This window comes from Bradyrhizobium sp. UFLA05-89 (genome assembly GCF_059803475.1).
The window spans coordinates 1-15,958 of record NZ_JBANBA010000034.1 but is presented as its reverse complement, the minus strand read 5'-3'; the positions used below and the strand labels follow the sequence as shown (position 1 = coordinate 15,958).

The window sequence follows — 15,958 nt, the reverse complement described above, 5'->3', positions numbered from 1 at the left end:
CATCATCTGATGCCAACCTGGAAGCGCCTTTGCACTAATGCGAGTGGAACGATGTGTCGCTATGGTCTTAGGCCAAGACGGCGAAGTCGATAGTCGAGTTTTGGTCTGCTGATCTTCAAAAGGCGCGCGGCGGCCGACACGTTTCCGTTTGCCTGGGCCAGCGCGGAGCGATAGGCGGCGACCTCCATCTCAGCAAACGACTTATCCGGAGACGATGCGCCTCCGTTGACAGAGGCGGTGTCTTCCGCTGACGGTGGATCCACGCCAAGTAGCGGCATGCGTCCCAGTCGCCCTTCACTTGTGAGTTGGATTGAGAATGGTGGCAGCAGCTCTGAGCCGCTGAACAGATGACCAATATCTATGATGCCGCCGTCGTCGGCATAGACGACGCCACGCTCGATCAGGTTCTGCAGTTCGCGGATGTTACCGGGATAATCGTATTTGAACAGCGCGTCGGTGGCGCGCCGGCTGAACCCCATCAGGTGCCGGCCGTGCCGCGCGCAATAGATGCCGATGAAATGCGCCATTAAGAGTGGGATGTCGTCGCGTCGCTCCCGCAGCGGCGGGATCGCAATCGGGAACACGCAGAGCCGGAAATAGAGATCCTGCCTAAAACGTCCGGCCGCGACCTCGGCGGTCAGATCGACGTTGGATGCCGCCACGACGCGGACGTTGAGCGAGGTGGTCTTCGTGCCTCCAACGCGTTCAATCTTGCGTTCCTGTAGCGCCCGCAGAACTTTGCCCTGCGCCGAATAGGTCAGTGACGCGATCTCGTCGAGAAACAACGTGCCGCCGGAGGCGCGTTCGAAATAGCCGGCGCGCGAGGCGATGGCGCCGGTATAGGCACCTTTCTCCACGCCGAACAGTTCGGATTCGACAAGCTGTTCGGGGATCGCGGCACAGTTGATCGCGACGAAAGGACCGGTACTGCGCCGGCTCATGGCGTGCAACTGACTGGAGAACAGCTCCTTGCCGACGCCGGATTCGCCGACGAACAGCACGGTGGCGTCGGTCGCCGCGACGCGCTCGAGCTGGCGGCGGGTCCGAACGAACGCAGCGGAGACGCCGACTGCGACTGTGTCGCTGTCGTCCGCGCGGGCCGGGCTTTCGGTCGTCGTGATTGGCCCCTTGCCGACCCGATGCACAGAGCGGCTCCTCCATTCCAGCCCGAAATAGTTGCGCTCAGGCGCGTCATCACCCCATGCATCTGCGTGCTGGCCGACCACCACGCAACGCGGCGCACCCATGCCGACGCATTCGACTTCCCGAAAGATCACCGGCCAGCCGCACAGCTTGGTGGTGTAGCCGGAGGGATAGCCAGTTTGTAGCCAGCAGACCGGCTCGCTGGCGAGGCCATAACTCGCGAGGTGCTCTGCCGCTTCCGAGGAGTCCTCCCAGAGGAATTCGCCGAAATAGGTGCACTTGTCGCGGTCGAATTCGAAATGCCGTGTGGTCACCTTGACGAAGCCTTCCAGCGTATGCACGCGCGGCCCGGCCGCGAGCGCGTGCGTGAGGTCTTCATTCGGGAAGCGCTTCTGGATCAACTCGGCGTCGCGCATGCCCTGCATGTAACCGACACGCATGAACAGCGCTCTCGCAGTTTCGACTCCGAACGCGTCGATGATTTCGCTGCGCAGGCGCCCGAGCACCTGCGACTGCATCAGCACCATCCGCTGGTCGTTGAGCCAGATGCGGCCGTCGCCGAGCGCGAAATGCAGCGACTCGGCGAGATCGTTGAAAGTCGGCGCGGCGCCGGTTTCGAGTTCGCTGCTGGCACCACGCGTGACAATCCGGGCCGCTCGGCGGGACGCCTCCGCCAGTGAAATCCGGGAGCCACGCTCCGCCATCTGGGCCTCACTCTTTCATTAAATGGTGAAATATCTTCCGGAGGGGACTTCATTATTTCAGGAAAATCGGCCGATGGAAGTCCTATCGTGTTGAACCTCCCCATGTTCGCTATTTTCACCGAAGTATTGGATATCACGAGGTAATTTCAAGAATCGGGTGGCCGTCTAACGGCGGTTGGCACCAGCCTTGCTAATTGCTGAGCCGCTCGCGGGAGGAAGCGAAGCAAGAGGACCGGGTCACGGTCTCGACCAGGAGTGCGGCGCGTGACGATTGCCACGCGGCGTCCAGCAAACGGGTCTTGCGCCTCTTTCTCCTCAGCACGGCAAGCCGCGGTCGCAATGACCGAACACTCAATCGATCCGCATCAGGCGGAGGGGAGGAAATTTTGATGAACATGCAGGCCCGTGATTTCATTGCCGTCGACCGTTGGCGCGGCAAGGCGTTCCTGGGGGGATGGAATACCACTGATGGCGGCGTGATGGAGATCAGCAATCCGGCGACGCACGCCGTGCTTGGTTCGGTCGGCGTCGCAGATCCGAGGGACATTGCCAAGGCCGCGCGCGAAGCGCGCCAGGCCCAGCCGGCATGGGCTGCGAAGCCGCCCCAGGAGCGCGCGGCGATCCTCAACAAGGCCGCTGATCTGCTCGAGCAGAACGGCGAGGAGCTGATCGGCTGGATCATGCGCGAGAGCGGCTCAATCCAGCCCAAGGCCGCGATCGAGATCGAGCATGGAGCGGCTTTCGTGCGCCACGCGGCGGCGATTGCGACCGAGCCCAATGGGATCGTGCTGCCGTCGATGGAGCAGGGGCGATCGAACACTGCGAAGCGCGTACCCCACGGCGTTGTCGGCGTAATATCGCCGTTCAACTTCCCGCTGGTCCTTTCCATCCGCGCCATTGCCGCCGCGCTGGCGGTAGGCAACGCCGTAGTGCACAAGCCGGATCCACGCACCGCGGTCTCCGGCGGCATCATCATCGCCCGCATCTTCGAGCACGCGGGTCTGCCCAGAGGCGTGCTGCAAGTCGTGCCGGGCGGCGCGGCCGCGGGCGAGGCGATGTGCGCCGATCCCAACATCGCGATGATCTCCTTCACCGGATCGGCGGAGGGCGGCAGCAAGGTCGGCGAGGTCGCCGGCCGCCATCTCAAGAAAGTCCAGCTCGAACTCGGCGGCAAGAATGCGCTGATCGTGCTCGACGATGCCGATGTCGACGTCGCGGCCTCCAATGCTGCCTGGGGTACGTTCCTGCATCAGGGGCAGATCTGCATGTCGACCGGCCTCGTGCTCGTGCAGGCGAGCATCGCTGACGCGCTGGCGACGAAGGTCACCGAGAAGGCCCGACATCTGCCCGCGGGCGATCCGTCGTCGGGACAGGTTGCGCTCGGTCCCATTATCAGCGACGCGCAGGTGGCGAAGATCCAGGCGATCGTCGACGACGCGGTGGCGAAGGGCGCGCGGCTGCTCGCCGGAGGCGGCCACGACGAACGCTACTACCAGGCGACCGTGCTGGCCGACGTGAAGCCCGGTATGCGCGCGTTCGAGGAGGAGATCTTCGGGCCCGTCGCGTGCCTCGTCAGCTTCGCGACCGACGATGAAGCGGTCAAGCTTGCCAACCGCTCCGACTATGGCCTCGCGGCCGGCGTGATTTCCGGTTCGCTCGCACGCGCGCGCACTGTGGGCGATCGCCTCGCTGTTGGCCAGCTCCACATCAATGACCAGACTGTCAATGGCGGGCCGTTCGCACCGTTCGGAGGGCGCGGTCGTTCCGGCAATGGCAGCCGGATCAGCGGTCCGGCAATCTGGGAAGAGTTTACGCAATGGATGTGGACCTCGGAGAAGCCGCAGGCGACTCCCTATCCGTTCTGACCCGCCGCACCTCGTGCAGTTTCCCCGCGCCCGCGCGCTAGAGCGTGATCCGGACCCGAAGGGCCGCGTTAGCGCAATGTGTGCAGCGGTTTTCCCTCGCGAGTAACGCAGAACGCGTTTGCGCGGAGATCATGCTCAAACAAAAACCTAAAGCGCGATGACGATTCATCCCAATTCGCGCTTTAGGAGCATCCCACCTTTCAATCCCTCACCTCTGGAGACCAAGATGAAGATCCGCGCCGCCGTCGCACGCGAGAAGGGGGCACCGCTGAGCCTTGAAACCATTGACCTCGAGGCCCCGCGCCCCAACGAGATTCTCGTCAAAGTAAAGGCCGCGGGCGTCTGTCACACCGATATTGTCGTCCGCGACGGCATGCTGCCGACGCCGTTACCTGTCGTGCTCGGTCACGAAGGCGCGGGCGTCGTCGAAGCGGTCGGCGCTGAGATCACCAAGGTGAAACCCGGCAATCGCGTGGTGATGACCTTTAATTCCTGCGGCGCGTGCCCGAGCTGCCAGGACCATGCGATCAGCTATTGCCATGAATTCTTCCCGCGCAACTTCTTTGCAGCGCGCGCGGATGGATCGAGCGCGCTGTCGGCGCAGGGAGCGCCGATTAACGGTAACTTCTTTGGCCAGTCGTCGTTCGCGACCTATGCGCTTTGCCACGAGGTCAATGTGGTGAAGGTCACTTCCGACGTCCCGCTCGAGCTGCTTGGGCCGCTCGGTTGCGGCGTGCAGACCGGCGCTGGCGCGGTGATCAACGCGCTGAAGGTTTCCGTCGGAAAATCGTTCGCGGTGTTCGGATCCGGATCGGTCGGATTGTCAGCGCTAATGGCGGCGCACGTGGTAGGCGCCACCACCATCATCGCGGTCGATGTCAACCCGGCAAGGCTCGAGATTGCGAGGTCGCTCGGGGCCACCCACGTGATCGATCCGCGCCAAACCAATGTGGTCGAGGCGATCATGCGGATCACCGACACGGGTCTGAATTTCGCCCTCGACACAACCGGCCTGCCTGCGGTGATCCGCAACGCCGTGGAGAGCCTTGGCCCGCGCGGCACCTGCGGCATTCTCGGCGCATCTACGTCGGATGCGGAGATCGTGCTCAACGAGACGCATTTCATGTGCGCCGGCCGCCGCCTGATCGGCATCGTCGAGGGCGACTCCAATCCCGCTGTCTTCATTCCGATGCTGATCGATCTCTACCGCAGCGGCCGTTTCCCATTCGACAAGCTCGTCAAGTTCTACACGCTCGATGAGATCAACACTGCGATCCATGATTCGGAGACCGGCGCCGTAATCAAACCGATCGTGCTGATGAACTGAACACAAGGTCATTTGTAGCGGCGAGGGGCCGAGCCGAGCTCCTCGTCCGCCGGACCCAGTTCCAAAAGGGCCTTCTCGACGTCTTGCTGCGGATTTCTGGTAGTCTGAACGCTCCAAGAAGGCATTTTCATTGCATTTTCTCTTCTTTCGGAGGATTTTCGCCATCGCACAGGATCTTGACGGCGAAATTCATCTCAAAGCGGCTAGTTATGCGATACGACCGAATAGACGCGCGCATCCTCGAGATCGTGCAAAAGAACAACCGCCTAACTTCAGATGTAATCGGCGAAATGGCCGGACTTTCCGCCACCGCGTGTCAACGACGACTGAAGAGGCTCCGTTCCGAAGGCATCATCGAAGCTGATGTCTCAATCCTGTCGCCGAAGGCGGTAGGACAACCAATTCAGATGCTTGTGCTGGTGACCCTGGAACGGGAGCGTTCAGACATAATCGATAAGTTCAAGAAGGCCATCAAATCGTCCGTTCAAGTCGTCAATGGATTTTACGTCACAGGCGACGCCGACTTTGTCCTCTACGTTACCGCGGGCACCATGGAAGAATATGAGCAGTTCACGCGGCGATTCTTCTATGAGAACACGGACATTAAGGGCTTTAAAACGATGGTCATAATAGATCGCGTAAAGGCGGGCTTCGCCATTCCTGTTGAGGAGCCGCCTGAGGATTGACAAGGAATCGCAGCCCACGAATCTTTGACGCTGCAAGTAACAAAGCCGCAATCCCCCGATACGCTGCGACTCCGGGCAGCTCGAGGTCATGTGAAGTCAATAAGACGCCGAGATTCCCGCTCTGATGCACTGTCCTTGAGGCCTCGTTCATCGTAAGTGCCGCGAACTTGTTCTCTCTCTCTCGCTTCGACAGCTTACGCAAGATCCCATTCTATTGTCTGACGAACGCACGCGCACAGAAACTCCACCTGCCGCGTCGCATCGAAGAACCGGTAGAAGTCTCCCGTATCGTTGAGAACTTCGACGTTGCCGCTTGGCGTCGCCTCCACCGGATGCAAGAAAGCTGCCTGCCCGAATAGCTCTCAAGCACGTTTGCGATCCGATCGAGGATGGCCGACGACAAAAGAAAATGCACGCCCGCCGGGTTGGATCCCCGACGTGCCAGAAACTGATGCATCAGATAGCGATGAATGCGCCCGTTTTTACAGCGAGACCCTTGCCAACAAAACGTCATAGAGATCAACCTTCGGAGGGACCGGTTCACATAGGCAATCGCTCGGCAACACTGCGCTCTCTCGGTCCCGATCAGAAGACGGGAAAAGAGCCGGCGATCAAACCTACCTGGTATAAGAAGCAGGCAGGATGCCGGAAATACACCGAACTGATCCTTGTGTTTTGGCTTCCAATAGGTTCTAAGCTCGTTACTTCTTCATAACCTCCGCGTGAACAGGAAAGCGATTCGTGCGGTTTTGCCGTACTCGAACGAGTCACGGAGCCGGCGTATTTCACGCATTTGAATTGTTCTGTGCTTTCAAAGGAGATCAGCGTGCCTAAGATGACCAAGAACCAGCTAATTGACGCAATTGCTCAAGGAACGCAGATTTCCAAGGCTGACGTAAAGGCAGTCATCGAGCAGATGGCAACTGTAGGCTACAATGAGTTGAACCAGTCCGGTGAGTTCGTCATTCCCGGCTTCGTCAAAATGTCGGTCGTGAACAAACCTGCTACCGAAGCTCGCAGCGGAGTCAATCCCTTCACTAAGCAGCCGATGGAATTCGCGGCCAAGCCGGCCAGCAAATCGGTTAAGGCGTCACCGCTCAAGGTTGCTAAAGACGCAGTCGCGATATGATGAAGCTCCCGCCCTCTGTGGATAGCCTCACGCGCGTGAACGCCCTCGGCCTGACAGGTCAGGAAAAGACAATACCTGGGAAATGGCCTCCGTCACGGTTTCAGATCATACGCGGCACATCTCCGCAAGGAGCTGAATATCGCGTTTCCCCCACCGCTCTTTCCGCGACAGCTGGCCGAACACCTAGGATTTCCAGTATTCCGGCTAAGTGACCGTACGGGCGCAGTGGAACCAGTTCCCTATCTGCGATCAGGGCCGGCCAGAAGGATCTTTCCGCGGGCGCCAGCATATTCCCGTGCTGGCGCTGACGATTGCCAAAAACCTCCAAGACGAAATGAAATGCCGTGCCCATGGTCCCACTCGTCATGGGCGAGCGCCGGTAGTGTAGACACTGCCGTAAAGGCAAACGCAGTGGCCAGAAGTGCACTCTTCAGTTTCATGGCACGTCTCCCAATCCTAACAGGTTGACGCTTTGATACACAGCCTGTTCTGGGAAAAATATGTCATTCGCACCTTTAATTGCGGTTTGATGTCAAGTGGTGTCTCCTTTCTTGAAGGCGGTAGCGCTCGACCTGTCGGAGCCCGCCATTACGTAGACAGGGCGAGCGCGGGTGATGACGATGCCAGTTCGGTTGCGGCTTGGCGTCGTTGAGCCTGATGCCATCGCCGGGGTCATGGTCCTTTCCGAGGTCGCGCAGCGCCTCATGATGATGTCCGGGGCGGACGCCTCAACGTCTGCAGCGGGGTACGGTCATGCCGCCACCAGCCGAATGAACGAGGTCGTCACAACCACCGTCCCAGCCGGACATCGCCAGTCTGGCGAACCGGACCAGAAGCTAATAAATAGGATCAGGCTTCCTTCGCCTGACCCCAATCGAACGGTATGCCATCGACCCAGATGCAGTGGAGAATCACGGCGATCTTGCGGGCGATGGCGACTTTTGCCTTTCTCTTGCCAATTCGTTTGGCAAGCTTTATTCCCCAAGCCTTGAGAGAAGACCATTTCTTGGTGCGATAAAGCAGCACCGTCGCCGCCTCGAACAGGTAAGTCCGGAGCAGACGGTCGCCCCATCGGGATATCTTGCCGTTGATATCCGTTCGCCAGATTGGCAGCGCCGCGGTGTAAGACCCAGATAGGCGCCGACGCTTGATGCCGATCGGAAGCGCGATGGATCATCGATCGTATGGCGGAACGTCAAGGCAGTCACCACGCCAACACCAGGAACCGTCATTAGGCGAGGCGTCGCCTCATCCGACTTCGCCAACTGGCGGACTTCGTTGTCGAATGTGCCTTGTTGCTTGCAGATCTGCTCATGGATCGACAGAAGCGGCGCGATTGCACTGAGGAGCTGATGATCTTCGCCCAATAGCTCGCGAACCTGCTTGCGGAATTGCAGTCCGATCGCACGAGGGAACAGGCAAGGCGTATTCTTTGATGAGACTGCGGACCTGGTTCTCGATATCTCGACGAATGGCAACGAGCGGAGATCTCCCCACGAGTATCGCACGGATCCTCTGACTTTCCTCGCTCTTGATCTTGACTTCTCGATACCAGCCAAGCCGTACCATTCGGCCAGACCTCGAGCATCGTTCTGATCGCTTTTGTTCATGCGCACTGACAAAGCCGCGTGCGCATGCCGAGCGTCGATACAGACCACTGGAAGATCAACCCTACGAAGCTCGTGCCACAGCCAACTCGCCATCGCCCCGGTCTCAAAACCAATGCGCTCGGCGTGTGGAGCTCGCTTGCGAAGCAGTGCCGAGAGCGTCCCGGGGTCGGACTTGGCCTTTCCCTCGAACAAGACCTGACCTACCTCGTCGACCACACATACTGACGTTTCTTTCTGCGACACATCCAGCCCAACATATTGCTTCATAGCCCCTCCGATTCGTAAGATTGCGGAAGGCTTGAAGATAGCGGACCTTTCGTGCCGCGGGCGCCGACCGCAATTACGTCATCGTCTGCAATATTGGCTCTGTAGCAGTTTTGGTGCAGCTCCGATTATTCTGCGCCGATTAGTCTGGCCTGAAGCAGATCGAATTTACCGCGGCCATACATCTAGACGTCTGACGAGCTTAAGGCGCATGATCTGACCTTCAGTCTGTCCGTTTGACCAAGGCGAGGTGATTGCCGCCCTAACCGCCGCTTCATCCCTGACGACGCCGCTCGCGAACGAGGCGACGAGACTGATGCGGGCGCCCTCGATCCATGAGGTAAGCCCTTCCTCAACCTTGCGCCGGATCATCACGTGGAATTCGGCGATGATGTCGCCGGCCTCGACCAAGCTTGGTACGCCAGCTTCGATCGCAGCGATCGTGACGGTCTCCGCTAGCGGCGGGCGATTACCAGGAGCTGGACGATCCGCCCCGCGAGCGGCAGATCGGTCACACGTCGCCGATATCGACTATGGACACGCCGGGAAACCGTTCCGCACGATGGACACAGACCAACGCTTCCCGACGCCCGGACCGCAATAACGGCATTATCACCTTCGAAGTACGCACTCTCTACAACAAATCCACTCGGCACCAAATTGGAGCGCTGGAGTGCTTGCTGCATGGCGCTGATTCTCCCCAATCAAAAACGCCAGACATCCCCGAAACTGCATCAAAAGTGAGTCAGAGCCAATATTGCAGGCCGAATGACACCTCCTGAACTCCATAATCGTTTCATCTTGATGTGCGGAGTGCCAATTCCTGCCATCAGCTCGCCCAGCGCCGCATCCCGGCACGAGGGAGTCTCGCGGCAAGGTCAAGGCCAACTTCCATGCCAGCGACCGCGCCTACGGCTCACCCGCGTCGGCGTGACCTCCTCGTCCCCAACAACCCGGTGCACGCATTTGTCCTGACGCGGCACTCGGAACAGGGCTGTCGTCAGGTTCTCGACAGCTATCGCCCATAGCTGTGTCCACAGGACAAGCTGCCGATCGCAATGCAAGAACATGGAGCGCGTCGAGGGGGACGCACCTTGGTTTTCTGTCGGTTCCGACGAGGCCGCGTCGAGGCAAGTTGCCCCCAAACTCAAGATTTAATTCTACCACATCTTGAAAGTGAGAACGAATGGAGTGCGCCTCAACAAACCCGGTGCGTCAACAATTGAGCAGGGCGGCCCCGCAAGAGAACTCACCGGCTCCGTCCGCGGATGCTACGGCTTTCGAGCAGCAGCTGAGCGAAACAAGCAATTCAGGTGGTCGCGTGCTGATGCAGCCGTCCAGGCGACCGGGTGCATCGGCATCGGAGGCTCAGCCCGTCTTGCAACGGACCGGGGCAGAAGATAGCGGGGCACCAAATAGCGGTGGAGGCGGTTCGGCACCGAGTAAGTCGACTGGGGTTTTGGTCGGTCACAGCAATCGCCCTGTCTATTCCCAAGATGCGCTCATCATTTCGAGGCTTGGGTCAGCCCTCGTCAAAGGAGGCGCTGCGAAGTGCACCGCAGAGAACAACGTAAGTAATCTTCTCACTCTCGACCGCTGGCTCTTTGAGAACAGGAAGAGGACTATTGCTGCTCGGCTTAACGACGAGTCGCTGGCGGCTGATGTCGAGGAGTTTATAAAGAAGGGCGGTACCAAGAAGGTGCGTAAGGCACTAGATCATCTTCGCACCTCCGAGTCCGCGGGTGGAGTCGTGCCGATCACGGGCGTCGTTAAGCTAAGTCCTTATCCACAAGACGCGGCCCTCATCAGGCAGTACAAAAACGAAACACGAACAGCTACCGGCCGGAACAACGCAACTGCTCTTACCAGGTTCAGTGACTACCTACGCGAAAAGAGCAAACGGACCATTGCTGGCCGCGTCTCTGACAAGTCGCTGGACAATGATGTCGACGAATATAAGAAAAGCGTCGGGTATGATCCCAAGATCGTATCCGCATTGGGTCGCCTGCGAAAATCCCAAACGGGCGCGCAAGCGATTGAAGTCGAGCGTCTTATCCCAACAGCTTCAGGTTCTGAAGAGGAGGTCCTGACCGAGACGACGTGCATTGGAGACGCCTCTACGCAGCAAAGCCTCTCGGAGGTAGCTATCAGCTGGCCAGAGGTCCTTCCTGCGGAAGGTCACGATCAGGATGTTTCGTTGGAGATGATGAACGAAACGGCCCCCTCGTCGCCTTTTCAGTCGAGTACCCCAGTGGACCCTTCGCTAGGCATCTTGCAACAGAGCGTGCAGGACCGCTCGCCCGCTCCATACGGTGAAGACGGCGGAGCGATGCTGTGCGATTCGCTACTGCCGTCGACTCAGCCAGTTGCGGCTTACGTCGATGGCAGCCAGCTTCCTCTCTATTCCGATGACGCTTCCCTTATTTTCGGCCTTGAAGAGGCCGTCGCTGGGTCCGACGGAGAGCACTTGCTCAACTTATCTCGATGGCTTTTTGCAAGCGATAAGCCGGGCATTGCCGCTCGCCTGCACGACGACTCGCTCAGTCAGGATGTCGAAGAGTTCGAGAGAAGCTGGGGCTCCTCGTCGCTCCTTACAGCCTTAGCTCGTCTCAAGGCTCCCCGGTCGGCCGACGTAGCCCCGCCGCTCGTGAAACGCGCCGTCCTCAACCCTTACCCCAAGGATGCGGCTCTCATCAACGAGTACAAAAAAGCGCCTGCGGGAGGGATCACTCAAGATACCGCCAAGACCTATGCAACTCTGCTTGCGGATTTCAGCAGCTATCTGCGCAAAAAAAGCAAGCCTGGCATTGCTGCTCAGATTTCCGCCAGGTCGCTGCATGAACTTGATAAGGATGTCGAGGGCTATAAGGACTCCGGTGGCAAACGGAAAATCCGTACCGCACTGGCGCATTTCCTCAAGTCGCGAGGGGGCGTCAGAGCGATAGAGCCCGAGCGCTGGAGTCCCGCCGGTCCTGATCCCGTCGTGGTCCTGACAGAGCCGAGACATGTCGGAGAGGATGCTGCGCAGCACAGCGCGTCCCTGGGAGTGGCCGAGGTCCGCCGTGCGGAGGAGGACGATCAGAGTTTGGCTTGGGAGATGATGGATGAAGCCCGCCCTTCGTCGGCGCTTGAGCTAACCGCGCAAGTCGCTGCATCACTAACGGAGACGGCGAGCGGGCGTGAATACATCCAGGAATCGCAGGAAGGCGGCGCAACGCTGCCAGGCGCGTCGGCATCGCAGCCGGGCCAGTCACCTTGGGCTTTCGTAGGTCCCATTGGGGACCCTCTCTATTCCCAAGATGCATCGCTTATTAACAGATTAACGCCAGCACTCATCAAGCGGGGTTTCAAGCCGCGCACCATCAGGGATAATGTCAATGCGCTTCTCAGATTGGGGCGTTGGCTCCTCAAAAGTAAGAAGCCGGAAATGGCTGCTCGGCTCAACCACGAGTCACTGGATGAAGATACCAAGGTCTTCGACAAGACTCCGAACGGGTCCATCCTTACGGCATTGCGTCATCTTCGGGCTTCTCAGTCGCAAAGCGGCGGCACGCCCATCGCAAGCCGCGCAGAATTGAATCCTTACGATAACGATGCGGCCCTCATTAAAGAGTACAAAGCAACCACCACCAAGAACTTCAAAACTACGAGCACATACGCAACTGCTCTCGGGCGTTTCAGTGAGTACCTCCGCGGGAGCAACAAGCCGGGATTTGCTGCTCGGCTTTCGAGCAAATCGTTGGATGAAGATGTCTCGGCTTACCGGAAGGAGCCCGATAGCAATCGGAAGATCGGTGCCGCACTGACTCACCTGCGAGAATCGCCGACAGGCACACGAGCGATCGAACTCGAGGAGCCATCATGCGAAGAGGTGCTCAACGATGAGCGAGTCCCACAAGACACAACGGAATTAGCGTTAGTGGAGAGAACGCCTGCTTTTGACGATTCGCAAGCACTTCCGGCTGACCGCAGGCTCTGCTGGAGCGATAACTTGGGCGATCGCGAGCCACAGGCCTTCACGGATGACCTGGAGACGGTCTGGCAGGAGGCGCAGCCCACGATGTACGCGGGAGGATATGGATGCACGACGTCGTTGCATACTCTAGGCGCGTCAGCCGAGTTCTCTATCAACGCGAAAGCAGATTCTGGTCGCCGGTTCCGTGTCGACCGGGGACCGAGCACGCGTCCGATCTATCCTGAGGATGCCTCCTTCATCTCTGGGCTTAAGGAAGCGATGATTTCGGCAGGTTACCAGGAGAGGACCGCAGTTGCCACTGCACAGGCTCTGCGCAGGCTGAGCCAATGGCTCTTAGTTAACGAGAAACCAGCGATAAATGCTCAGCTTGAGAGCGAATTGCTGGACCTGGATGCCAAGAAGTGCGGTGGGTACTTCGCCGGTTTGTCACTAGCCCATCTCCGGGCATTCAAATCGGCCGGCGGAATCGCTCCAATCAAGCGGCGGGGTGAGGTCGCGGAAACCGCCGAACAGCACGGTGCGTCACAAAGGCCTTTCAATTGGCCAGTGGAGCTCGCTCCCGGAGAGGATGACCAGAGGGTTTCTGAGCAAACGTTGAGCTGGCTAGGGATACCTGGGGAGGATAACGCCCAGATGACACTTGAGCCGGCTGCGAGTGGTTACCCGGCTCAAAACCCCGGCGAGGCCTTCCAATCTTCGGTTTCGCACCGGCTAGATATAATCAACCTTTCGCCAAGCGAAGAGGTGATGATCAACTGTGCGCATGGAACAGCGGATTTCGCGCCGGCCAAAAGGCGGAGGATTTTCAGTCCGCAAAGTCTCGCCACGACGACCCAGTCGGCCAGCCAAGTCGCGATGACTGCAGCGGCGGTTGATGAGTCTCCCTATCCGGACGACGCGGACCTGATCAAGAAGTACAAACTGCAAGCCGTGACTGAGGGTACCGCAAGTACAGCTAAAGGTTATGCAAGCCTGCTCACTGATTTCAGTCGCTACCTTCGTCAGAACAAGAAACACAGCATTGCTGCCCAACTTAACGACAGGGCCGTCGATAAACTAGAGACAGACGCTAATCTTTATAGAGAGGCTGGCGGTTACAGAGCTGTCACTGCGGCGCTCGCACATCTCCGGGCGGGAGCGAGCAAACGCATTCCCGCTCCTTTGTACTCTGCGGACGCCTCCCTTATTGCAGACCTTGAGCCCGCACTGATCGGCGCGGGGTACGAGGCAATCACGGCCAAAACCCTGTATGTTCGTCCTCTGCGCAGATTCAGTCAGTGGCTATTTGCAAACGACAGGTCGGGAATCGCTGATCGTTTGGAGGATGAATCGCTGGACAACGATGCCGCAGCCTTCGAAAAAGATCGAAAAAATCGAGTATCTACGGCCCTAGATCGTCTACGAGACTCCCGGTCCGAAGGCGGAATAGCACCAATTATAGTCCGCCAGGGAAACGTTGAGCGCGTCGCTTTGAAGCATAACTGGCCAGAGGAGCTCCCTCCGGAAGGTGACGATCAGGATCTGCTTTGGGCGATAGAGGAAGACGGCCCACCGAATGGCCTGACAAGCCATGAGCAGACGCAGGAGGTAGAACAAGCTCCACGGCAGGAACCTGCCGGATCCACCTCGACCTGGTCGCTTCAGATACCGTCCGACTTTGATTGGAGTCTGTGGCCGGCCTGGGAAGCCGCGCCATCATTGCCTGTTGCGGCTCAGCCGCCTTTGACACCCTACGAGCTGCGTGACGATGCTGACTACGCGTTTCCGCGCACACCGCCTGATGCTCTAGTCGGGACTTGGGATCCGGCAGCCTCGATCCACGGACCGAGCGGGCGGATCCTCGACGACCTGGAATGGCTGGGCGATGAGCATATCGCGGCGGATTACGCCCTCCTGTCACGTGACTTGCAGAGCGACAATCCGGATTTGGCGGCCCGAACTCGCTTCGTGGAGCCCGCGACGGCCCATATGCTGCGCAGGACTCTAAACGAGGACGTCATCCTGGAAAACTTGCATGGAATCGTGAACGACAAGGATGGTAACGATACCGCACGCTTTCTGTTTTTGCCGGTGAATGATGATGAGGATGATGGCGGCCGCCATTGGTCCCTGCTGCTCCTTGATCGCGCCGCGCGGGAAGGGCCGGTTGCCTATCATTACGACTCCGCCGAGGGACGCAATCACACTTCTGCAGCAAAGCTCGCCGAGGCGCTGCATGCCCGCCTCGAGCGACGCCCCATGGCCCAGCAGCAGAACAGTTATGATTGCGGCGTCTACGTGGTGGACGGCACGCGAGAGCTGGTTGGCCAGTTGGCGCAAGGACAACGGCCAGAGCTGCTGAATCTCGACCACCTCGTCGCGAATCGGGGCGCGCTGCAAAACCGCCTCAGGCAGTGAGCGCAGTACGGCTGACGGCCAACACAACTCGTATGTGAGGACGAATACCTCGTACCCTTTCACCCGGCGGAGATACCATTGTTCCCCGCCGGTGAGGAGTTGGAAGGAGCGCGGCGAGACCATGTTGCTTGGTTCAGGCACTTGACTGTCAATCGGCTTCCAAATTTGACCGGGGCGCATTGCCTCATCGAGAATGTTACCGGAGGATTCCGCGCCGATGACTGGGGCAGCGTCACCGAATCAGGTCGGTGGCGCCAATGGCAAGCGGGATCAGCATGGGCGCACGGCGCGAGGTTTTGGCGGCGGTGGCGAAGCGTTACCGTACGGCAGGGCGAGTTGAGAAGGGACGCATCCTTGATGAGTTGACGGCAACGACGGGTTGGCATCGCAAGCACGCGGTGCGAGCACTGTCGCTTGCAAGGGATCCAACCAGACCGCCATCGAAAGAGGAAGTCACCGGCGCAACCGAACCAGCGAGAAGTCGGCGGCGCAGATACGCCAGTGTGCGCGACGCGCTGGTCGCGCTGTGGGAAGCCTCGGATCGCGTCTGCGGCAAACGCCTCGTATCGATGATCCCAGCGCTGTTGCCTGCACTCGAGCGGCATGGTCGGCTGAGGCCGACAAGCGAAGAGCGCGCGCTACTGGTAACGATGAGTGCGGCGACGATCGATCGAATGTTAATCGACGTCAAAGTTGCGGCTGCTGGGGGGCGCCGGCGGCGGGTTGGATTCTACTCGGCGATTCGACGCGAGGTGCCGATCAGAACCTTCAACGACTGGGCCAACCCGCCGCCTGGTTTTTGTGAGATCGACATGGTCGCGCATGGTGGAACCAGCGTGGCCGGCTCGTTCATCCAG

7 protein-coding genes and 3 pseudogenes are annotated in these 15,958 nt (G+C 59.3%); 6 read left to right on the top strand and 4 right to left on the bottom strand.

Annotated elements, in window-relative coordinates; genetic code table 11:
* Positions 1-59: 59 nt before the first annotated feature.
* Positions 60-1,847: a sigma 54-interacting transcriptional regulator gene (locus SO139_RS19335; RefSeq protein ID WP_498540367.1), complete on the bottom strand. Its 1,788-nt coding sequence runs from the start codon at positions 1,845-1,847 to the stop codon at positions 60-62.
* Between the two features lie 389 nt (positions 1,848-2,236).
* Here SO139_RS19335 and SO139_RS19330 point away from each other — a divergent pair, with 389 nt between their 5' ends.
* From SO139_RS19330 to SO139_RS19315, 4 genes are all read left to right on the top strand, one after another.
* A complete protein-coding gene (locus SO139_RS19330) occupies positions 2,237-3,712 on the top strand; it encodes a benzaldehyde dehydrogenase (RefSeq protein ID WP_498540366.1) in 1,476 nt (491 codons plus the stop codon).
* 226 nt (positions 3,713-3,938) lie between these two features.
* Positions 3,939-5,039 carry an NAD(P)-dependent alcohol dehydrogenase gene (locus SO139_RS19325; protein ID WP_498540365.1) on the top strand — a complete coding sequence of 367 codons (1,101 nt, stop codon included), beginning with the start codon at positions 3,939-3,941 and terminating at the stop codon, positions 5,037-5,039.
* A 209-nt stretch (positions 5,040-5,248) separates the two neighbouring features.
* Positions 5,249-5,725, top strand: a complete 477-nt coding sequence (locus SO139_RS19320; RefSeq protein ID WP_458194561.1) for an Lrp/AsnC family transcriptional regulator — start codon at positions 5,249-5,251, stop codon at positions 5,723-5,725.
* An 826-nt stretch (positions 5,726-6,551) separates the two neighbouring features.
* Positions 6,552-6,854, top strand: a complete 303-nt coding sequence (locus SO139_RS19315; protein ID WP_498540364.1) for an HU family DNA-binding protein — start codon at positions 6,552-6,554, stop codon at positions 6,852-6,854.
* 849 nt (positions 6,855-7,703) lie between these two features.
* Here SO139_RS19315 and SO139_RS19310 read toward each other — a convergent pair.
* The 3 genes and pseudogenes from SO139_RS19310 to SO139_RS19300 form a co-directional block, all read right to left on the bottom strand.
* Positions 7,704-8,731: pseudogene (locus SO139_RS19310) on the bottom strand (IS110 family RNA-guided transposase).
* A 125-nt stretch (positions 8,732-8,856) separates the two neighbouring features.
* A pseudogene (locus SO139_RS19305) lies at positions 8,857-9,052 on the bottom strand (ISL3 family transposase); the annotation flags it as partial.
* Positions 9,053-9,183: 131 nt separating this feature from the next.
* Positions 9,184-9,414, bottom strand: coding sequence for a transposase family protein (locus tag SO139_RS19300; protein WP_498540363.1), 231 nt, complete (start codon positions 9,412-9,414; stop codon positions 9,184-9,186).
* A 773-nt stretch (positions 9,415-10,187) separates the two neighbouring features.
* Here SO139_RS19300 and SO139_RS19295 point away from each other — a divergent pair.
* On the top strand, positions 10,188-15,101 hold the full coding sequence (locus tag SO139_RS19295; RefSeq protein WP_498540362.1) for a Ulp1 family isopeptidase: 4,914 nt from the start codon (positions 10,188-10,190) through the stop codon (positions 15,099-15,101).
* A gap of 257 nt (positions 15,102-15,358) precedes the next feature.
* Positions 15,359-15,958 (top strand): annotated as a pseudogene (locus SO139_RS19290) (transposase); the annotation flags it as partial.